At 41.7% G+C, this 22,322-nt stretch carries 15 protein-coding genes, 1 tRNA gene and 1 pseudogene; 8 read left to right on the top strand and 9 right to left on the bottom strand.

What is annotated here, in order from left to right; genetic code table 11:
- Positions 1-38: 38 nt before the first annotated feature.
- The 4 genes from I2I13_RS07100 to I2I13_RS07085 all read right to left on the bottom strand — a co-directional run bounded on the left by I2I13_RS07100 (position 39) and on the right by I2I13_RS07085 (position 11,040).
- Positions 39-782 (bottom strand): hypothetical protein, encoded by a 744-nt coding sequence (locus I2I13_RS07100; protein ID WP_148365375.1) that lies wholly within the window; start codon positions 780-782, stop codon positions 39-41.
- A gap of 38 nt (positions 783-820) precedes the next feature.
- On the bottom strand, positions 821-5,719 hold the full coding sequence (locus I2I13_RS07095; protein ID WP_195649184.1) for a tetratricopeptide repeat protein: 4,899 nt from the start codon (positions 5,717-5,719) through the stop codon (positions 821-823).
- Positions 5,720-6,099: 380 nt separating this feature from the next.
- Positions 6,100-7,938 carry a RagB/SusD family nutrient uptake outer membrane protein gene (locus I2I13_RS07090; protein ID WP_195649183.1) on the bottom strand — a complete coding sequence of 613 codons (1,839 nt, stop codon included), beginning with the start codon at positions 7,936-7,938 and terminating at the stop codon, positions 6,100-6,102.
- Positions 7,939-7,953: 15 nt separating this feature from the next.
- The gene (locus I2I13_RS07085) at positions 7,954-11,040 is read right to left on the bottom strand and encodes a TonB-dependent receptor (RefSeq protein ID WP_195649182.1); all 3,087 of its coding nucleotides are present in this window, start codon (positions 11,038-11,040) and stop codon (positions 7,954-7,956) included.
- A 540-nt stretch (positions 11,041-11,580) separates the two neighbouring features.
- On the opposite strand from I2I13_RS07085, the gene I2I13_RS07080 reads away from it, so the two are divergent.
- Both I2I13_RS07080 and I2I13_RS07075 read left to right on the top strand, forming a co-directional pair.
- Entirely contained in the window at positions 11,581-12,000 is a 420-nt protein-coding gene (locus tag I2I13_RS07080; protein WP_148365369.1) for a helix-turn-helix domain-containing protein, read from the top strand.
- 15 nt (positions 12,001-12,015) lie between these two features.
- Entirely contained in the window at positions 12,016-12,420 is a 405-nt protein-coding gene (locus I2I13_RS07075; protein WP_195649181.1) for a helix-turn-helix domain-containing protein, read from the top strand.
- A 503-nt stretch (positions 12,421-12,923) separates the two neighbouring features.
- Here I2I13_RS07075 and I2I13_RS07070 read toward each other — a convergent pair.
- Positions 12,924-14,249: an ATP-binding protein gene (locus I2I13_RS07070; RefSeq protein WP_148365367.1), complete on the bottom strand. Its 1,326-nt coding sequence runs from the start codon at positions 14,247-14,249 to the stop codon at positions 12,924-12,926.
- 214 nt (positions 14,250-14,463) lie between these two features.
- Here I2I13_RS07070 and I2I13_RS07065 point away from each other — a divergent pair.
- Positions 14,464-14,655 (top strand): annotated as a pseudogene (locus I2I13_RS07065) (transposase); the annotation flags it as partial.
- A 117-nt stretch (positions 14,656-14,772) separates the two neighbouring features.
- Here I2I13_RS07065 and I2I13_RS07060 read toward each other — a convergent pair.
- The 3 genes from I2I13_RS07060 to I2I13_RS07050 all read right to left on the bottom strand — a co-directional run bounded on the left by I2I13_RS07060 (position 14,773) and on the right by I2I13_RS07050 (position 16,694).
- A tRNA-Lys gene (locus tag I2I13_RS07060) sits at positions 14,773-14,845 on the bottom strand.
- 94 nt (positions 14,846-14,939) lie between these two features.
- Complete coding sequence (locus tag I2I13_RS07055; RefSeq protein WP_099147502.1) at positions 14,940-16,073, bottom strand: AI-2E family transporter; 1,134 nt, start codon at positions 16,071-16,073, stop codon at positions 14,940-14,942.
- 21 nt (positions 16,074-16,094) lie between these two features.
- Positions 16,095-16,694 (bottom strand): thymidine kinase, encoded by a 600-nt coding sequence (locus tag I2I13_RS07050; protein WP_004299175.1) that lies wholly within the window; start codon positions 16,692-16,694, stop codon positions 16,095-16,097.
- Positions 16,695-16,834: 140 nt separating this feature from the next.
- Here I2I13_RS07050 and I2I13_RS07045 point away from each other — a divergent pair, with 140 nt between their 5' ends.
- The 5 genes from I2I13_RS07045 (at position 16,835) to I2I13_RS07025 (ending at position 20,577) form a co-directional block, all read left to right on the top strand.
- Positions 16,835-17,497 (top strand): hypothetical protein, encoded by a 663-nt coding sequence (locus I2I13_RS07045; RefSeq protein ID WP_195649180.1) that lies wholly within the window; start codon positions 16,835-16,837, stop codon positions 17,495-17,497.
- A 12-nt stretch (positions 17,498-17,509) separates the two neighbouring features.
- A complete protein-coding gene (gene rsmI, locus I2I13_RS07040; protein ID WP_004299177.1) occupies positions 17,510-18,184 on the top strand; it encodes a 16S rRNA (cytidine(1402)-2'-O)-methyltransferase in 675 nt (224 codons plus the stop codon).
- A gap of 33 nt (positions 18,185-18,217) precedes the next feature.
- Positions 18,218-19,075: a hypothetical protein gene (locus I2I13_RS07035; protein WP_074638712.1), complete on the top strand. Its 858-nt coding sequence runs from the start codon at positions 18,218-18,220 to the stop codon at positions 19,073-19,075.
- Positions 19,076-19,172: 97 nt separating this feature from the next.
- Positions 19,173-19,865: a YjjG family noncanonical pyrimidine nucleotidase gene (locus I2I13_RS07030; protein WP_195649179.1), complete on the top strand. Its 693-nt coding sequence runs from the start codon at positions 19,173-19,175 to the stop codon at positions 19,863-19,865.
- Between the two features lie 61 nt (positions 19,866-19,926).
- Entirely contained in the window at positions 19,927-20,577 is a 651-nt protein-coding gene (locus tag I2I13_RS07025) for a MarC family protein (protein WP_074638710.1), read from the top strand.
- 134 nt (positions 20,578-20,711) lie between these two features.
- Here the strand turns inward: I2I13_RS07025 and I2I13_RS07020 are convergent, their stop codons facing one another.
- Positions 20,712-22,289: an arylsulfatase gene (locus I2I13_RS07020; RefSeq protein WP_074638709.1), complete on the bottom strand. Its 1,578-nt coding sequence runs from the start codon at positions 22,287-22,289 to the stop codon at positions 20,712-20,714.
- Positions 22,290-22,322 lie beyond the last annotated feature (33 nt).

Genomic DNA, 22,322 nt, shown 5'->3' with positions numbered 1-22,322 from the left:
AACCGCAAGGCCGGGATTTATTTGTAGTCGAATGACTATCATTCCTCTTCTTCATTTATTCCTTCATAGCACCTGATATCCGCTTCAATCATGAAATTATAAATCAGTCGGGTTTTAAACATCATTCTCTCCTGCGACAATTCTAAATCAGCAAGCGTTGCTTCGATTCTATTGCAGAATTCATTTATTCTTTCTTCTTCCAGCATCGGATACATTTCGTAAACTCGCCGGACGAAAGGTACCATCGAAGCCTGCACCTGATAAAGTAGTATTTGGGGTTCATACTGGAAATCCACTTCGTCCATCTGTTTATGCAAGTGCTCGTTTTCGTAGGCTATTTGTTGAAACTCTTCGAAACAAGGTAAAAGCTGCTCTGAGTGATGAAGCAGTAATTTTATGGTTGCAATGGCTGCAAAACCTTTTTCCAGTTCATTTCCATATTGAAAATGGTTATACAGGGAACAAAATGATGCTTCCAGACAGAGCCGTTCAAATTCGGTGTCTTTTACCCACGGAAGATAAGTGAGCATAGGCAGGCATTCACCTAGCGTAAGCTGATCTTTACAGTCAAGTATTTTGATAAGATTACCTGGTCGGGTAAGGAATTGATACATAGTGTGCATGGCCAGGTATTTTTCCGCAAGCCGGTCCTCGTCCAATTCACGGGATGCTTCCAATTCGGACAACAGAAAATCGATATTCTCCTCCTTGTTATCTGGTTGTTGCTCTTCGGCACGTGCTATGTCTTCGTCAACCATATTTAAAATTTCCTGAATATTCATATTACATTATTATTTTTATACCTGTTTATTATTCTTTCTTAGTTTGGGGCTTGTCTTATTGCGACAATGCGGGTATTATAGGGTTCTTGCATACTGTCGGGCAATTCCTCCAACAGTCCGTGAAGTTGGTCGATCAATTTTTCTGCCTGTTCGATGTTGCCTGTTTGGAACATATAATCAATCAATTCAATGCCGATGGATATCCTGTACAAAAGGTCGTTGCTCTCATCTTTCAGTAGTTTCATGGCAGAATGTACCAGCTGTGTGGCATCCATTTCGCTACCGGACAAATAGAGTGCGAGAGCTTTGTGGATAGTCATAGGGGAGATTCCTGCATCGGTTTTGTCAGCTTCGTAACGGTTGAAGGCGTCCAGAGCTTCCTTGATATGCCCTGTGTCGAGAAGTATCTTACCGAGAACTTTGTCAATTCCGGGCAATGTGGAAATTGACGGATCTTGCTTCATGGCATTTTCCAGCATCTGAAGAGCCTCTTGCGGGTGGCTTAATGCATTGTAACATTTGGCCAGTGGTATGATGAGATTGGGTTCGTAAGTCAGGTTGGTTTCATAGAGCGGCAGGGCTTTATGATATTGCATGGTGTCGCAGTAGGCATTTGCTATCGTTATCTCTATTTGGCTTTTTATTTCGTCGGAAGGAGGCTGTGATTCAGCCTTCTGTAGCAAGTTGAGTCCCGCCGTGATTACCCTGTGCGGATTATCCAAAACGGCGTCCATTGTTATTCTTCGTAAACTAATCAGGTAATAGCCGTCTACGGTTATTCCACTGTTTGCAGCTATTTCTTCAAGAAAAGAGATGTACAGTTGATGTGCTGTATTGTACATGCCTAAGCCGATTGTGTAATCCATCAGAACAATTACTGCACTTTCGAGATCGATTCGGTAGTTTTGGTCATCAAACGATTCGTCTTCTTGTTTTAGATGTTCAATCGACGTACCGATTCCATTGCTTGCACTTTGGTGTGACTGCTTGTATTCTTCGTTATCGCTGGAGAGGACATAAACAAATTCGAAGCATCGGAGGATGACTTGCCAATATACAGTATCTTGTTTGGTTATGGCCTGCGCTATGTTGTTCAGACATGCTATCGTTTTCTTGTTGTAGAAGCCATACAAACTTAGCAAGCATCGTATTTCATGCCAGTAGCTCATTTCTGCCTGCTCGAAATTACCTCGATTCCAATTGAATTCGGCCATGTCTTTGAATACCCGTTTGGCCACAGCATCATTATCATTTTGGATAGCGATGTCGGCTGCCATACGATAGTATTCTTCTGCTTGGTCTTCTTCCTTTTTCATTTCCATTGAATAAGCCAGATAGCGATAAATCAGGCTTCGGGCTACTGACATTTTTTCAACCCCCTTTTGGTTGCAATGATGAAGGGCGCGATTGAACATATCGGCAGCTCTTTCAAAATAACCCGTCTGAAAGGCGTCTCTCCCTTGTCGGAAGGTATCGGTCAATGCCGGATCATCTATACCGATGTAGGTTGCAAATTCTTCGATTTCGGCATTTGCATTGGCTGTTTGCTTTTCATTGGGTTTGTCATTGGCCGAATCTTCTGTATTTTTATTTGCCTGTTTCAGTTGTTCAACCGTGTCCTTGTACTGCCTTGCCATCTGATCGTCGGGACCGAACAGGGCGGAGCGTATCTCCCAGGCTTTTTCAATGTGTTCGATTGCCTTGTCTATGTGTCCTAGTCTGAAACATATTGCTCCGTAATTATTGTTCGCATAGGCAGCTGCTTCATCCTGACTTTTATCGCATTCTTCCAGCAAAGCAAGTGATTTTTCGAGCGCAACTGCTGCATCTTCGAAACGATTGAAAGTGTTGTATGCTGCCGCCAGATAGGAGTATGAGGCAGCTTCTTTTTCCTGGTTATCCATATTATGCCAGGTTTCGGCTCCTTTCAGATAATAATGTTCTGAAAGCTTTTCATCATTTAGGACGAGATAGACTTTACCCAGATTGTCATACATGGTAGCAGCCAGTTTTGAGTCTGTTTGTTTTAATGTTTCGAGTAGACTGATGCACTCCAATGCTGTGTTGAGAGACAGATCAGGTTGGTTGGCCCGAAGATATATGGAGGCCTGGCTGTTCAGTAGCTCGGCCAGCGTTATGTCACGGTCTCCAATCTTTTGGTAAATATCTATCGCATGTCTCATATATTCGGTCGCTTTGGGATAGTTTCCACTATACATCTCAATTTCTGCAAGCGAGTGATATTCTTCTTGGGTATGCGTATTTTCATCTCCTAATATGTGCTGATATATCGTAAGGGCTTTTTCGGCATACTCTCTGGCTTGGTCAAAATCTTGTTCCATGCGGCATTCGAGTGCATAATTATGATATGCGATGGCTACATCAATGTCATTCTCACCTTTGAGACTGACATATATGTCCTGACTTTTCAGACGATATTCCTTAGCAAGTTCTTCTTCACCAAGCAACCTGTATATACCGGCGAGATTATCGTATGCTACGGCAATATCATCATGCATGTCCGGCAGGATGGATTTGCGCATCTTAAGGACTTTTTCGAGGATCAGCTTCGCTTTTTCCAATGCGTCTTTATCGACCGGATCTTGTGATTCGCCGATACTGTGGTATACATCAGCGATGTTACACAGGTAAGATGTTATTTTCAGGTCGTCTTCTCCGTAAGCATGGACTGCAAGTGATAATCCTTCCCTATATTCCTTTAACGCCTGGATGTATTCTTTTTTGCGAATACAGATCATACCAGCCAGATTGTGGAACGAGCAGCGTTCTTCACTGGTATCGCCGTCGGCCATCTGGTCGCACATACGGATTAGGAATTCTACCAGTTCGTAGGCTGCATCCAAATCATTCAGATAAGAAATACAGATGTTGGTCAGCCGGATAACGTCATTGCGGAACATCTGCCAATAAGCCCATTGTAGCATAACTGCCATTTCAGCCTTTTCAGCCATACTTCCTATAATCTGTTCAATATAGGCTTGTGAAATTTTATATTTTGAAGCATCGGCTTGTTTTAGTGTACGCCAGTAAAGTATGAATTCGTGAATGTTGTTGGTGCTAAACTGTCGGCTCATATAGCCGAGTGTTGAAATACATTCGTGGAGCTCGTCCCATTTTTCGGCGTGATAAAGTTGATAGGGGAGTTCCTCCATCTTGCGGAAGTTATTGTTTTCTTCGCGATTGAAATAGTCTATAATGTTCTGTCTTAATTGTACTTTTCTTTCGCTGTTAAGGTATTTCTGTTCAATAGCCTGTCGTATCATGTCGTGTGCAAAAACTACTCGTCCGTCCCTAATCATTAGGTGGGCCGTGTTTGCACAATAGAATTGAGACCAGTAGAGCGACGGGATGTTGCTAATTGCAATCAGTTCTGTTTCAGATAATCCATCTTTGGATAATGCTATCAGTGACAGCAAGTCTGATGTTAGCGAGGGGTAAAGTGGGGTGTTGTATGTTTGCTCTTTGCGCTGTAATAGTCTGTCAAAAAACGAGTTGATGTCTGGCAGGTTAGTCATTTGGCTGATGAAGCTGGTCAGGCTGTCGAAATTTCCGAAACATCTGATTTCCTCAAGTAATGACATCAGTACCATGGTGTTGTCTGTTATGTCACTGCCTTTGAGTATCATGGTCAGTTGTTGTTCGGACAGCCGCTTGCGATAACGATCGAAAAAGTCTACAATCAGTTCCTTGCGTTGGTCGAGCAGTAAGGGGTAGACTGTTATTACAGGGTATTTCCGTTTTTTGAATACCTGCATGGTTTTATCTTCCTCGATAGTTGAAAAGATTATTTTTACATTGTCCGGGAAGTCAGGCAACCAGTTTAATAGTTTTGTTCTATGATTCCGGTCTGAAAGTTGATTGGCGCCGTCCAAAACGATTAGTAAAGGTTTTTGTCCGGCAATTAGTTGGGCCCTCAAGGCTAGTTTCTGGTAATCTATATTATCTGTATCGGTAGCATTGTGTTCGATTTGTCGGTCGTTTTCCTCCATCTGCTCAAGCCCGTATAGAGAGTCTATCTGGGTGGTTATATGCTTCGCAATATCCGTCGTGTCCAAACTCAGCGATGAGTTGGCGCTAAAGTGTGCTACCACATTCCACCGATCATCTTCGATGATATTTTTAAGCCAATAAGCCAAAAGGGCACTCTTACCCATACCGCTTTCTCCGGTAATCACCAGATGCTGGTTGGGTGTATTGTTTAGAAACTTGTCCAGGTAGGAGATATAAGCTTTATTGGGTATATAATTATCCGATTTGTCATCCAGAAAGGCTTGTAGTTTCTGTCTTTCGTGTACGGCGGGATCTTCGACTTTATCTTTGGGGAAAAGGTGGTCGAGTAATGTTTTGAATTCCGATTCCACCTGTTCGCCCAATTGTTCGGGGGAACAGTAATCATAGGTGTTATATCTTTTGTTATTTCTTACTGTTTCTTTTAACTGCGCCTGCCTTGGATCGGTTTCCATCGTCTTTTCATCTGCTTCGCGTATATAGAACGAAGCATAGACCGGTTCGAGCGACCGAAGCACGCCATATTGAATTTCAATTTCCGTAATGCTCATTCCACGATCGAGGTCAGCGGCAAGCCATTCGTATCTGTCAGGCATGGCCTGGTGTTCAATGAGTGTTTCTTTCGATGGACACCAACCGTATCTTTCTCCTAATAATCCGATGAAAAACGGGTGTGAATTCCGTATCTCGTCCAAACATATTTCCACCACTTTGCTTGACTTTGCTTCTTCTTCGGTGATTCCCCATCGCAGATCGACTTCAGTCAGTGTGACATTGCGTTCGTAGGCAATCTGCCGCAGTCTTGGAAAAACTTTGGTAACCAGCATATCTCTTTCGCTCTGCATATCTTGAAAGGTGGATGAAATAAATATCCTGATGTTCCTTGATTTTTGAAAATTGTTTTTCATGGTGGTATATGTATTAATCTGATTTCTACAAATTGTCGGATGGAACCTGGAACTTATAAAAAATCTCATTTATTGTATAGGCTGATACATCATACTTTTTTGTATTATCATCTAATTCCGAGATTTTAAATCTTGTTGCCCTTTAATACAAACATAGGGAAAAACTTTGATTTATTATAGCAATCTTGTAAAAAAGTTAGATTTTGCACTTCGATTTTTAAAAACACGTCAAAGAACACAGATAAATGGAGCTTGGGAGTTATCGCCTGCCTATGACCTTTTGCCAAGTAGCGGATATTCATTCTCAATGCGAATCTGTAGTCGAAATGTACAGGTGCCAGGATTGACTCCATAGCACCTGTACATATTGAAATATCTATTTAGTATCCCGGATTCTGATATTCACTGCCATTAGTGATTGTTGCGGTAAATGTGGTTGAAATGGGACGTAACGCATAATTCGGATGGAAGAACCGGGCCAAGTCCGGATGAGTATTCTCCAGATACTCCGAGTTCTTAAACATTCCTGTCCGTTTTAAGTCGTAGAAGCGGCAATATTCCCCGCAAAGTTCACGGCCTCTTTCGTCTAAGATATCTCGGACCGTAATACTTCCGGTAAGCGGATTTGCTCCGGCACGTTCACGAACCTTGTTGATATAATCGGCTGCATTTGCACCACCATTCAGGTAAATATCTGCTTCTGCCGCAATCAAATAAACTTCTGCCATACGCATGATAAACGTTGCATTCAGATTACCGTTTCTCTGTTTGGAAGCATTGGCTACATAATAATTACTGCTGTTATGCTTATTCAGTGACGGATAATAGTAGCGGAACTGGTTCTCGTTTGTGCCGTCATTCTTGTAATTGCCTGTGACGTTTGTATAAGCATAATTCATGTTCACATTATGATTGTCGTCACTATATACATGATGATAATCAATCAGCAAATAATCAGAAATGTGTTCTTTTTGTTTCTCTGTTGCATAATCGATGTCCTGCGGCATGATGAATTTAATAGCTAAGTCACCTTTATTCAGAGCTTTGCCAATGACGGTTTCTTCCTTGTCATACATGTGTACGGCACTTTCGTCCCAAGTGTAATTCTTGTTCGCGTTCCACTCTGTAGTGAACGATTCATGAAATCTGGGGTCTAATGTTCCGTCTTTCTGCACATACAAACTCAATAAATGCTGTGTAGGCATAAAGATACCGGTTATTGAGCCTTCCCAGGTAAGCCGTGTCTCCTGATTGTCTTCACGAGCACCGAATTTATTGATATTACATAAGAAATACTCGTCGTTGCGATTCAACTTATAATTCCCATTGCTTGATCCGTGTCCGTCTGCTCCTGCATACCAGCGATGTTTCCAGAGAGCTTCCTTGTTTTCCCAGTTATTGCTCTCTTTAAACACCTCGCTATACGATGGATACATATACGTATTGTATTTCCCACCGCCAGTTTCGCAATCGGTAATCAATTTCTTGGCTGCATCCAAAGCTTCCTGCAAATATTCGGTGCTTCCATATTCGTACGTCTGTAAGCAGGCTTTAGCCAGAAAACCGAGAGCGGCTTTCTTTGTCGGAGTGGTAGTTGTTGCATGCGTACCTGTTGGCAACCATTCGGATGCAAATCTTAAATCGGGGATAATAACCTCCTGATAGATGGTCATCGGATCGGTGCGGGTGGGGGAGTAGGTCAACGTTTCCGTCACTACGGGTTCTGTGAGCATCGTCACTGCTCCGAATTGTTCCACCGCGTTGAAATAATACACAGCTCTAAGAAAACGGGCTTCCGCAATCTTTGCATTCCGTTCCTCTTCCGTGGTGTAAGGAGGTTTGTTTCCTAATGCGATGGCTTCGTTACAGGCTCCCACACCGTCGTAAGTCCCGTTCCACCAATTATTGGTGTAAGTCGTATTGGGCGATGTTCCTGCGAAAAACCAGAACCACTGCGTGTAACTGGTTGATTCGTTGGCTTTATACGTCCAAAGATCGGTGTCGCCTTCAGTCAGTGACATCCAGTCGGCAGCACCATAATAAAATCTTTCCATAGCAAAATAGCACTGGTTAATCAGGGTTTCATATCCATCAATGGAAGTAGCCAAAGCCTCTTTGGTAAATGCGCCCGGGTTGTACTCGTCCAAAGTGCAGGAGTGTAGAGACAGAGCCGAGAGCAGCACGCTGCAAAATATGAATTTTATATATATACTTTTCATGATTATAATCTTTAGTTAAAATGTCAAATTAACGCCAAAAACAAATTGCCGGTAGGTAGGGAATGCATCCGAACCGTTGGTTTCGGGATCAGTATCTTTCAATTGTTTGTCTTTTACAAAGATGAACGGATTGTAGGCTGTGGCATAGATGCGGCATTTTTCCATCAAAACCTTGCGTGATATGTTTACGGGCAGTGTATATCCCAGTGTGATATTCTTAATCTTGATAAAGGAACCGTCGCGTACTCTTAATGAAGGATATACGGTTTTTTGCTCATCTGCCGTTCCGGGACGGGGGAAATAGGCGTCCTGATTATCCTCTGTCCAGTAGTCTACACCTGCCAGCTGATTCTTGGTTACGCTCTGTTCGGCGGTATAATAGCCGAGCAGGTCGCTGTTGATCGTTTGTCCGTAACGTGCCATGGCAAAGACAGATAAATCAAAATTCTTGTAGGTGAAGGAATTGCTGAATCCGATGATCCAGTCCGGATTGGAGTGTCCCAGAATTTGTCGGTCTTCCGTACTGTATTTATGTACGCCTCCGTCACCTTTCTGGTCTAAGGTTTCTATCTTGATGAAGCCGGGTTTTACGCCGTAGGCATCCAATGTCTCCTGTGGAGTATCGGTTCTCCAGATTCCGGCATACTTATATCCGTAAATGGCTTTAATCGGTTCACCGACAAACAGATTTTCAGCAATCAGGTCACCGTCGGGCAGGTCGTCTATTTGTTCCTTGTTCCAGGTGACGGATAAAGTGGTGTTCCAAGTGAAATCCTTGTGCCGTATGTTGTGTGAAGTGATCGTTGCTTCCACACCTTGATTGCTGGTCTGGGCGATGTTTTGCCAGATGGCCAGAGGCGATCCCCATCCGGTCAGACCGCTAGTGATGGGCAATGTACGTTTGAATAATAATCCTTTGGTTGTTGTTTTGAACCATTCTAACGAGCCGTCGATGCGACCGTTCAGGATGCCGAAATCCAACCCCACATTCCAGTTGTATGATTTCTCCCATCCGAGATCGGAACTACCGTAACTATCAGCGTATTGCGTGAAAGGAACGATTTTCCCATTAATGGAAATTCCCGAAGCGGTATATACGTATGCTTGTGTTGTGGTGCTGTATGCGGTGGTTCCTCCCGAGTTACCCGTGATACCGTAGCTCACTCTCAACTTCAGGTTGTCCAGCCAACTGCGTGTCTTTTCCATAAATGCCTCGTCGGATATTCTCCACGCCAGTGCGCCTGCGGGGAAGGCATCCCATTTATGTCCGGTAGAAAATTGTGAAACACCGTCCCAACGGGTCGAGAAATTAAACAGGTATTTGCCCTTGTACGAATAGTTCAGACGGAAGGCAAAAGACATTTTCTGTGTCTGTGCGAAGTCGGACTCCACATGTTGGGAAGTGCCCGATGTCAGTCGCCAGAAAGACCATTGATCTACCATCTGACCGCTGGCGGCAGCCATGCTGCTTTCCGACTGGTTCTTATTCCAGGAAGTAATCAGTGAACCTCCCAGATTATGGTCTTTTGCGATGGTTGTGTTGTAAGCGAGAATATTTTCCCAAGTGTAATTCCAGGCATTGTTGTTGGTGATGGAAGCATGCGGTGAACCTGCATAAGACGGACGGTTGGCATTACACTTTTCTCCCCAGTATTGCCCGCGGCGTGAGTGATTCAAAGTTCCATTGACACGACTGGTAAAAGTCAGGTCTTTGACGGGAGCTAGTTCGACATAGCCACTCATGTTCAGGTAGGTGGAACGGGTGTTGTCTACATACTGATTCTCTATGAAATCACTCATCGGGGAATATTGTCCCGTGATGAATTCGTGATTGATCTCCCCTTCTTCGGTATAAGCATCACCCAGCGGGATGGTGGAGAGAGATTTGGTGAATGTGTTTTTCACGCCGGAGTTCAAGTCCCGGTAGACTAAATTGGAAGTAAAGCCTACCTTTGCCCATGAAAATATCTGCTGATCCAGATTGAGGCGTAACGAATATCTGTTCAGATTCTCGTTGCTAAGTAAACCTTCCTCCCGGTTGTAGGAAGTCGAAGCAAATAATTTTGTCTTTTCAGTGCCGCTACTGACCGAAAGACTGTATTTCTCTGTGGTAGCTGTATTGCCCGATACTTCATCCACCCAGTCTATCCATTTGCCGTTGTTGTATGCATCTATAAAATCCTGTTTTCCCAGTAGGGCGGACATATCGGTGGGATAGTCACCGTTTTTATATTTATAGGCTTCCCGTTGATAGGTGACCCATTCATCCCGCGTCATCCCATGCCTGTAGTTGGGTGAACCGCTGAATCCGTAATAAGCATCGAAGTTTACGGTAGCTTTCCCCTCTTTTCCTCTTTTGGTGGTGATGATGACAACGCCGTTTGCTCCTGCGGAACCATAAATGGCGGTGGAGGAAGCATCTTTCAACACATCTACACTCTCAATGTCCGACGGGCTGACCTGGCTATAGCTGCCGGGGATTCCATCGATAATAAACAACGGTTCGTTGCTGCCATAGATGGATCGCGATCCGCGCAGCAGGATAGTGACATCACCCCCTATCTGTCCTGAAGTTTTGGTGATATCCATTCCGGGTATCTTGCCTTGAAGTGCTTCCATTACATTATTGGTAGGAGCGGCCAGCACTTCCGCGCTCTTGACAGAGGTTACCGCACCCGTCAAATCCCGTTTTTTGACCGATCCGTATCCTACCACCACTACTTCATCAATCAGTCTGGCGTCTTCCGTCAGTATGATTTCCACCTTGTTCTTGTTGCGTGTATTGACTTCCTGTTCCGTGTATCCCATATAAGATACCTTTAATATTGCATTGGGTGCTACGTGCAGTGTGAATTGTCCGTCTACATTCGTAATCGTCCCGTTGCTGGTACCTTTTTCAACGATATTCGCTCCGATAATCGTCTCTCCTTGAGAGTTTTTCACTATACCTGAGATTGTTTTGCTCTGTTGGCAATAAGCCCGTGTTGATCCAAGTATCGATAATGAACCTATTAATAAGAATAATAGGTAAAAATTCATTCTATAAACAGTCTTTAGGGGATTATTCCACCCTATGTTTGTTTTATCAGAAAATGATTTCATGTTTTTTGTTTAATTGTATGTTTACTAATTTATTTTTGGATAGCTAAATTTCCGGACAATTTAAAGCTATGTCTCGATTGTAACGACTTTACTTACCCCATAGGCTATTAGATTTTATTGGTTAAATAATGATTGTTCAGAATGTCAATGTTAATTAAACATTATTCTGTTACTGTTTTGAATGTGGCGCCACGATTCCTGTCAGTAAAAAACTGACAGGACAAAATTATGCATATAGAACTGGGAACTGAAAAAAATAAAGTTGACTTTTATCAGGACAGAGTTGTTTCTTACTACCTGTTGTATATTTGATTTTATAAGGTAATATTGTTGTTGATTAAACCTTTACCCGTTGTAAACTTTACGGTAGTAAAGTTTTAGAAGTAGATAAGAATGATAAAGACTGGGATAAAATAGATCTAATTAGGTTATATCAAAAGAGAAACAGATAGAAAGCTGTCTTTTTCAAAGGGCGATATGTAGTTGCGAATTTTATTTTCATTATCTTTGTCTCAATGTATTTACTAAAGCAATAATGATATGGATATTAAAGTAAAGGACAAGGTGAATCAAAGGCATGTCGGTCGCAATCTGCAAAGAATCCGTGTGTATCTGGGTATGAAACAGGAAGCGTTGGCTTCTGATCTGGGTATTAGTCAACAGGAGATTTCGAAGATAGAAAAACAAGATGAAATAGAAGATGGACTGCTAACAAAAATAGCTGAAGTCTTGGGAATATCTACTGATGTCATCAAGGATTTTGATGTTGAAAAAGCCATTTGTAATATTAATAACTATAAAGATGCCACGATTTCTCCGGGAGCAACCGCTACTGTTTATGCAGCTCATACGCAACAGATTAATCCCATTGAAAAGGTGGTTGAACTGTATGAACGCTTGTTGAAAAGTGAACAGGAGAAAATAGAGATTCTAAGAGAGTGCATAAAGCAGGGCAAATAATTAACAGACTGGAATATGGAAACGGAAAAGTACACAAATACGATTCATCTGGGAAGAAAAATTGAACGGGTACGTCGGCTTCGGGGAATGACTCAAGCGGAACTCGGTGATCTGTTAGGTATAACGAAACAGGCTGTTTCAAAAATAGAACAAACAGAGAAGTTTGACGATGAACGATTAGGCGAGATTGCTTCAGCACTAGGTGTTACTGTAGATGGCCTGAAGAACTTTAATGAAGAGACAATCCTGTATAATACGAATAACTTCTACGAGAATTGTGGTGTTAAAAGTGCTGTCAGTAATACGGGCAATAATCAGACCTTTAATAGTTTCCCTGTTGAACTGGTAATTGAGCTTTTCGAAAAGCTTTTGGATAAACAGAAGGAGCAATTTGAAACTTTAAAAAAAGAGAAGAAATAAATATCTCCAAGATATTGAATTTTATCAGTAGTAATTATATTCCTGATGCAATGATAGCTGAATTGATTTCCTCAAAAAACAAGGAAATAGATTGGTTGAAAGAAGAAATTAAGTTTTTAAGAGGGGAAAATGAAAAATTGCTGCGAATTGTGGTCGAAAAGATATGAGATGATGTTGTCATAATTATGTGATACACTTCTGTCTGTTTATATGGGTAGTTATCACATTTATGTTGTAAGCATAATTAAGATTTGATTGAAACTTTATAAATAATATTTTTTACTGTAAATATTGAGGTATCCAAACTCTCTTTAGTTCAAGGAGTTTGGATACATTTTTAAGTTTACTGTATTGTGGTGTAGTGTTCACAATACTGTAGTATCGTGATTTTCTATTCTGATTCACTAATGTCCCAATATTTTGTTTCCAATAATAATTTGAGAACAATCCAAGTCTTTCAATATTAATTTTAGTAATCATGGTGCTTTAAATAGAATTCACATCTACATATCTTCTATTGAAAAAAGCCTGCTCTCTATTTCATACTTAAACAAGATTTTTTTCCGTAATTCCTCTACTTTTAGTGTGAACAAATCCGGTTTGAAATTTTTGGATTGTCTTTTCACCTCTGCTACCAGAGCTTTTTTCTCTTCTGCATATAGTCCGACAATATCTATTTCATCCTGATCTTTATTATTCTTGCCTTGCCACCAAGAACCTATATCTGCAAATTCCTTGCTTTCCATCATCTGTTGGCGGAAATACATTTCCAAAGCTAAGCCGGAAAAAGTTGGATAATCCTTTTTAATAATATCAGCCAAGCGTTCAAAATTCTGTATCTCTATATAATTTTGATACTTGATAAAATACCGGAACCAGAAACGTAAAAACATATCCGATACTTCATAACGGACTGTCTGGGAACCCTCTTTTGAGAGTATAGGCCGTTTTTTCTTTATCAAATCATAGTCTTCTTCCAATCTCTTTAATTGTCCGCCCAGACTCATTCCACCCATAACAGTTTCCATTTCCGGCAAGGTATTCTTACCGTTGGAGATTGCTGATAAGATTGAAAAGTAATTGCCGTATTTTTTTCCGAACTCCTGTATCAGCAAAGCCTGTCCTTCGGTCAGAAAGGACGAATCGGGTTGCAACATGAAATCAACCATGTTTTCCATACTCGTACATCCATTGTCCATAAACTGCTCAATATACTTTGGAACACCACCGGTAAAGGTATAGAGTGCTAACAAATCATCTTTGGTATAGTCTGCTTTATGATCCGACATGATTTCTTTTAATATGGAAGTAGTGAAAGAAGACAATTTCATTATACTGTCAGCACGACCATACAGCGGTTCTTTGGAATCTCTGAAGATTTTATTCATAAGTGTATAAACCGAACCGCTCACGATAAGATTGACATGGCTCTGCTTCCTCAGCCGATCCCAAGTATCCTGTATCAAACTGTAAATCTCTTGATTTATGTAATAGAATTCCTGAAACTCGTCAATAACCAGATTGTATTCCATCCGTGTTCCCAAATCCATTAAGAAACGAAACATTTCTGCAAAATTGGTAAGTTCTGGTACATAAATATTAAGTGCCTGTCGGATCTCGGAAGTAAATCGTAAACAAAGATCTGTTTCATTGCTTCGGCTGACAAATAGATATACCGTAGGAGTATCTTCACAACTTTTGAATATAAGACTGGTCTTACCGATACGCCGCCGACCGGTAAGTACCGTCATTTGTGAATGTACGGAAAAAGACACTCGGCGGACCTTTTCCAATAATGCTAGCTCTTTTTCTCTATTGTAGAATTTCATATCCTATCTTTTTATATTTGATTTCACCGTCGTAAAGTTTACCATCGTAAACTTTACGACGGTGAAATTTAAAATCAATAACAAAGTTACTAATAATTTCGAAACTATAATATGATTAAGGTTCTGAAAATCAAAAAAGAGTGAATACTTAACATTTCAGTTCATGCAGCATGTCTTGTTACACTAAATTAGTGTTCCGATACGTATTCCAGTTTTCAATGTCATTGCGGCTACATTCTACGAACACTATGATGATATTCTAAACTTCTATAACAAGAGGACATCAAACGCGGCAGCAGAGTCTTTCAACGCCAAGATCAAACTCTTTAGGGCAAACTTACATGGAGTGGCAGGCAGAAAGTTTTTTCTGTTTAGAATGGCAAAGATATATGGATATCCCCACTAAATTTCTACTGCCCCGAATTACAACTGATCCCCCTTGATCCTCCTTTTTCAAACTGAGCCGGAGAAAGCCGTAGGGTAATAAAAAAGCCCCTGAAAATCAGAGGCTTTTTTATTTTCGTGATCCGCCTGGGGCTCGAACCCAGGACCCCAACATTAAAAGTGTTGTGCTCTACCTGCTGAGCTAGCGAATCAATCCTTATTTGCGAATCAGTTATTTCCTGATTGCGGGTGCAAAGGTAGTTACTTTTATTTAATTTGCAAGCATTCCGTAGAAAAAAGTTTCAATTATTTTTCCTTGTTATGGCTTGTTTCTTGATTATCAGTAGTTTCTACTTCATCATATTTTATCTTTTCTTTGTTGATAATAAAGCGTTGGTAGTAGGAGAGCATCAAAGTTGTTAGTGGCAAGGCGATAATCATGCCGAGCATTCCCATTAATGAACCCCAGATAGAAAGAGATAAAAGGATGATGGCAGGATTCAGTCCGGTAATCTTTCCCATGATTTTGGGGACAAGGAAGGTGTCCTGTATGATTTGTACGATTGCAAAGACGGCTAATGCACATGCAATGATAATCCAGAAGTTCTGTCCGGTGTCGGCAGCTTTGAGGATCGCCAATAAAATAGTGGGAAGGAAACCGATGATTTGCAAGTAGGGAACCATATTCAATGCTCCGATGAAAAGTCCCAAAGCGATAGCCATGGGGAAATCGATAATCAGGAAACCAATGCTGAAAAGAATACCTACGCAGAAAGCAACCAAAGCCTGTCCACGGAAATATCTGTTCATACCATCCTGTACGTCGTGAACCAGGTTGGAGGCAAACGTACGGTATTTATTGGGTAGCAGATGTAACCATCCTTCAGCTATCGCTTCGTAATCCAATAATATAAAGATTACATATAATAATATAATGAAGGAGGCAAGGATGCTGAATAGAATGTTGAGAGATTCTGCAAGCAAAGTCCACACTCTGGGGACGGTATCTTTGATTGCCGCCAGAATATTCTCTTCACTTAATACACGGTTCAGTGCCTGAAGATCGATGTTCTCGTGGATAAATTCAGAAAGATTCTTAGGCACATTGTTGCCGGCTCCATTGGTGAGGTAAGTCACCAGCAAGTCGTTCATTCTGCCTATTTCCGAAATCATCGGCGGCACTAACAGATAAAATAAAGTGATTCCGATAACTGTAATGAGGAATAAGGAACAGAAGATGGAAATAATGCGACTTTTTAATCGTAGTTTATACTGGAAGAATTTGACTAACGGATAGACCATATAAGCTATCAGCCACGCAATAAAGAAAGGTAATAACACTCCGCTAAGACGTTCCACAAGCATTAATATGCCTACAACTAACACACATCCGATGGAACCGCGTATAAAACTGTCGAATGTTATCTTTTTCCTTTCCATAATCTGTTTCTTTTATAGAGTTTATACTTTCTGCTCATCTTCCCCTCGTGCACGGAGATAACATTCCCTGCACAGAGGCTCATATTCGGCTGTTTCGCCTAAAAGAACCTGTTTCTCATTCTTGACTGTACGATGTGAGAAAGAAGCCAGCTGACCACATTTCACACAGATCGCATGAACTTTGGAGACTTCATCGGCAATGGCGCACAATTGTGGCATTGGACCGAACGGATTTCCTTTGAAGTCCATATCCAACCCTGCAATGATAACACGGATTCCATTGTTGGCAAGCTGGTTGCATACATCAATCAAACCACTGTCGAAGAACTGCGCTTCATCAATACCTACTACATCTATCTCGGAAGTAAACAGTAAAATGCTGGCTGACGAATCGATGGGAGTGGAGGCGATAGAATGGCTGTCGTGAGAGACTACGTCTTCTTCTGAATAACGGGTGTCGATAGCTGGTTTGAATATCTCGACACGTTGTTTCGCGAATTTCGCTCTCTTCATTCTGCGAATCAATTCCTCTGTCTTTCCGGAGAACATAGAACCGCAGATTACTTCGATCCGGCCTCTTCTTCTAGTTTCCTGTATGTGGTCTTCTGAAAATAATACCATGAGATTTTGTGTTTTCTTGATTAAATAAATATGTGGACAAAGGTAAGCAATTCAATGTGCAAGAACTGTTAAATTATCCATTATTTTAAGTTATTGCATAAATTATTCCTACATTCGCACCGTATAAACAATGGACTGACATGAAACAGAAGCTATTAACAGATATTGAGTTGGATGTTCATGAGTTGAAGTATCTCATGGATTTATTTACCAAGGAGCCGACTCCGACTTTGTCTGAACTGTTGAAGCGGAGCATTACACGGATGCAGGGACGTTTGGACGAACTGCAACAGGAGGTGGATGCTGTTCAGGTAATTTCTCCGTTAGCTGTGGAAGAGACAGCGGAAGAGAAGGATGAAGTTGCCGGGTCTGAAGAAGATTCCCCCGTTATTATACAATCTCTCGAATCGGTTGACGTGAAAGAAGACGAGGAGGGAGAGACTATTGTTGCGGAAGAGACCCCTGTAGTAATAGCAGAAGAGGAGCCTGCAATAGTGGAGAAACCTGTCGTTGAAACTGTTGTGAAAGAGGAAGAACCTAAATCGGCTGTGTTGGGAGAAAGTCTCAAACTATCTGCTGGCTTGCGACATTCTATCAGTTTGAATGATTCTTTCCGTTTTTCTCGTGAACTGTTCGGAGGCAACACTGACTTGATGAATCGGGTTATCGAACAGATATCAGTAATGAGTTCCTACAAGACTGCAATCGCGTTTCTGTCCTCGAAAGTCGAATTGAATGAAGAAAAAGAAGCGGTGAACGACTTTCTGGAGCTACTAAAGAAATATTTTAATCAATCAGCATAAAACAAAAACAAGATGGGAAAGCTATATGTGGTACCTACGCCGGTAGGGAATCTGGAGGACATGACTTTTCGGGCTATCAAAGTCCTGAAAGAGGTCGATCTGATTTTGGCGGAGGATACACGTACTTCCGGTATCTTGCTGAAACACTTTGAAATAAAGAATGCAATGCAATCCCACCACAAATTTAATGAACATAAAACGGTGGAAAGTGTTGTTAATAGAATAAAGGCAGGTGAAACGGTGGCACTAATTTCGGATGCCGGAACGCCTGGAATTTCCGATCCCGGATTTCTGGTTGTTCGTGAATGTGTGCGCAACGGTATTGAAGTGCAGTGCTTGCCGGGAGCAACCGCTTTTGTTCCGGCACTCGTTGCATCGGGATTGCCGAACGAGAAGTTCTGCTTCGAGGGATTTCTCCCCCAGAAGAAAGGACGGCAGACACGACTGAAGACATTGGCGGAAGAACACCGCACGATGGTGTTTTATGAATCACCCCACCGTCTGTTGAAGACGTTAACACAGTTTGCCGAATATTTCGGCGCTGAACGTCAGGCAACCGTGTCGCGTGAAATATCCAAACTCCACGAAGAAACAGTTCGGGGCAGTTTGGCTGAATTGATAGAACACTTTACCGCTACCGAACCCCGGGGCGAGATTGTGATTGTATTAGCAGGAATAGATGATTAAATAACTTCATTAAAAAACGTAAAACGTAAACGTATGAAAAAGTTAGCTGTTTTATTTGTATGCGTAGCCATGTTGGCTTCGTGTGATGGCTTTAAAGGTGGAAGTAAAGACCTGAAAGCTGAAAATGATTCTCTTTTGATGGAACTGAACCAGCGTAATGCTGAACTGGATGATATGATGGGTACTTTCAATGAAGTTCAGGAAGGTTTCCGTAAGATCAATGCTGCCGAAAGCCGTGTTGACTTGCAGCGTGGAACCATCACTGAGAACTCTGCCAGTGCCAAGCAACAGATTGCTTCTGACATCGAATTCATCTCCAAGCAAATGGAAGAAAACAAAGCGCAGATTGCAAAGTTACAGGCACAGTTGAAGAACAGCAATTACAATTCTGCACAGATGAAAAAAGCTGTTGCCGCTTTGACTGCTGAATTGAATGCTAAACAACAGCGTATTGAGGAACTGCAAACTGAACTGGCTTCCAAGAATATCCGTATTCAGGAATTGGATGCTGCTGTCAGCGATCTGTCTGTAGCAAAAGAAACTCTGGCTGCAGAAAACGAAGCGAAAGCTAAAACCGTTGCCGAACAGGAAAAGAGCTTGAATGCTGCCTGGTTTGTATTCGGTACTAAATCTGAATTGAAAGCTCAAAAGATTCTTCAGAGCGGAGACGTATTGAAGAGCGCTGATTTCAACAAGGATTATTTCACTCAGATCGATATCCGTACAACCAAAGAAATCAAGTTGTACTCTAAACGCGCTGAGTTACTGACTACTCATCCGACCGGTTCTTATGAATTGGTAAAAGATGACAAAGGTCAGTTGACATTGAAGATTACTAATCCTACTGAATTCTGGAGTGTATCCAGATACTTGGTTATCCAGGTAAAATAAGGTAGATGTCCCTTTTGAATTGCCAATGTGCTGATTCCTGGATTCAAGAAATTAGCACATTGGCTTTTTTTGTTTCTTATTATACGCATAACTACTGATGAAATATAAAAATCTTTTTTTTGATCTTGATGATACCATCTGGGCTTTTTCTCAAAATGCCCGTGACACTTTTGAGGAAGTATATCAGAAATATTCGTTCGACCGCTATTTTGACTCATTCAATCATTATTATACTCTTTATCAACAAAGAAATACAGAACTCTGGATTGAGTACGGTGAAGGAAAGATAACGAAGGATGAATTGAACAGCCAGCGTTTCTTTTATCCTTTACAGGCTGTGGGAGTGGAAGATGAAGCCCTCGCCGAACAGTTCTCGAAAGATTTTTTCGCTATTATTCCTACCAAAAGTACTTTGATGCCTTATGCAAAGGAGGTATTGGAATATCTTGCTCCCAAATATAATCTCTATATCCTTTCCAATGGGTTTCGTGAATTGCAATCACGTAAGATGCGTTCGGCAGGAGTGGACGGGTATTTCAGAAAGGTGATTCTCTCGGAAGATCTCGGAGTGCTGAAGCCTTGGCCGGAGATATTCAATTTTGCTTTGTCTGCTACTCAATCCGAGTTGCGCGAATCCTTGATGATTGGTGACAGTTGGGAAGCGGATATAACCGGAGCACACGGAGTAGGCATGCATCAGGCTTTCTACAATGTGACAGAACGGACTGCTTTCCCTTTCCTCCCTACTTATCACATCCATTCCTTGAAAGAATTAATGGATTTATTATAGGTTTTCTGGATTAAGTCGTATTTTTGTTGCGTTTTAGTTTTGCATAAAATACGATATAATCATGGATAGTACGCTTCTACCTTTCGCCTTGCTTTGTTTCACTTCATTCTTCACATTGACCAATCCATTGGGAACGATGCCTGTCTTTCTTACCATGACTCATGGTATGACGGATAAAGAACGTCAGTCTATCGTACGTCGTGCTACTATTGTGTCGTTTATTACATTGATGGTATTTGTCTTTGCCGGCCAGTTTCTTTTCAAATTCTTCGGTATCTCTACCAATGGTTTCCGTATTGCCGGTGGGGTGATTATCTTCAAGATAGGTTTTGATATGCTTCAAGCCCGTTATACACCGATGAAGTTGAAGGACGAAGAAATCAAAACGTATGCGGATGATATCTCTATTACGCCTCTCGGTATTCCTATGTTATGCGGTCCCGGAGCGATTGCCAATGCAATCGTTTTGATGCAGGATGCTCATTCTTATGAAATGAAGGGGATACTGATCGGTACTATTGCCCTGATTTATCTGCTGACTTTCTTTATTCTTCGTGCTTCCACGAGATTGGTAAAAGTCTTGGGTGAAACGGGTAATAATGTGATGATGCGTCTTATGGGATTGATTTTGATGGTGATTGCAGTGGAATGTTTCGTTAGCGGATTGAAGCCGATTCTGGTAGATATTGTGAGAGAAGGGATGATTCCCTGATGAATAAGAATATGAGGGACGGAGAGTTCCTATAATGAAACTTGCCCCTGCTACAACTCTTTTTGTAACAGGGGCAAGTGCTTTTAGATACGTTTTTTAGACATTTTGCATGTCTTTATGTTACCTTTCTGTGGCTATTTTCCTTTGGGATATACATAATGTGTATTTGCCCATTTGTTCCATTCATTTACCATTTGTTTTAGAATTTTGGGATTTTCCCTGGACAAATCAACACGTTCTGTACGGTCTTTCTCCAAGTTGAAAAGTTCCCATACTTTAGAATTCTGGTCTTTAACGGCTTTCCAGTTTTTCCACCATACTACACAGTTGTCAAAGTGTTCACCAAAAATATATTCGTGCAATTCGGTGTCCGTATTGGTTAGTATCGGTAGCATGCTTGCGCCTTCCAAAGGAATGATCTCATTTCCTCCGTGATAGGTCTTCGGATAGGTTGTTTCCGCTGCATCGATGAAGGTTGCCATGATGTCGGGCAGGAAAGCTCTGTTGTGTCTTATCTCGCCATTGTATTTTGCATACTTGTCGGGCCAGGAAATAATCAATGGAGTGGAAGTTCCGCCTTCATACGCTCTTACTTTATACTTACGGTACGGTGTATTGCTCACCTGTGCCCATGGCAGACCATAAGACGGGTTGACCCATTCATTTGGATTGTTAATCATATCGATGGTTCCGAAACCTTTCTCACGATGAGGCTCGGCACATGCACCATTATCCGACAAGAAAATAAGTAAGGTGTTATTCAGCTCCCCTTTTTCTTCCAGGTACTTTATTAACCGTCCCACATTATAATCCATGCAATGAACTTGTGCCGCATATACTGACATTCTTCTATCCAGTTCTATTTGTTCATCCTCGGTCAGTTCGGACCATTGGCGACCCTCCCATTGAGCAAGGTCCCAGTTTTTGTCCACCAATCCCATTTTAATCATACGTTTCAAACGGGCTTCACGTACTTTCTGCCAACCTTTCCGGTATTTGCCTACAAACTTGTCTATATCCTCCTGTTTAGCATGTAACGGCCAATGGGGAGCGTTGTATGCCAGGTAAAGGAAGAACGGATTGTCATCCTTGGGGCGTTCATCGACAAATTTAATCGCATAATCAGTAAATGCGTCAGTAGTGTAATAAGGTTGTTCCGGTGGAGGCAACTGTTGATTGTCTAAAGTCAGATTGCGATCTCCATGAGGTTGCAGATAACTGCAAGCTCCCGACAAGATACCATAAAAATGATCGAAGCCACGTTGCAACGGCCATTTCTCTTGTCCGTGCATACCGACATGCCATTTCCCCGACATATAGGTATGATAACCGGCTTCTTTCAGCACTTCTGCTATAGTGACTGAATTACGGTTCAAATATCCCATATATCCGTGCACTCCATGATCTTCGGCAGAGTGAGGATCTTCGGACATCATTCCGATACCTGCCTGTTGGGGATAAAGTCCGGTCAGCAGACTGGCACGGGAAGGACAGGAGCGTCCTGTGTTGCAGAAATGGGTAAAGCGTACTCCTTTCTTTGCCAGATTATCCAAATTGGGCGTAGGAATTTCTCCTCCGTAGCACCCTAGGTCGGAATATCCCATATCGTCCACCATAATTAAGACAATGTTGGGCTTTGGGTCATTCTGGGCTGCTGCATGCAGAGACAGTAAGGATGCAGTTCCCATTAATAACATGTTTTTGTTTGTCATACAATTTTGTTTTATTTTTGGGTTAGTTTATTT

Source organism: Bacteroides sp. D55t1_190419_B8 (assembly GCF_015558905.1).
Taxonomy (GTDB): Bacteria; Bacteroidota; Bacteroidia; order Bacteroidales; family Bacteroidaceae; genus Bacteroides; species Bacteroides vicugnae.
Note: the sequence above shows the minus strand (reverse complement) of the source record. Positions and strands in the feature narration are given on the sequence as shown.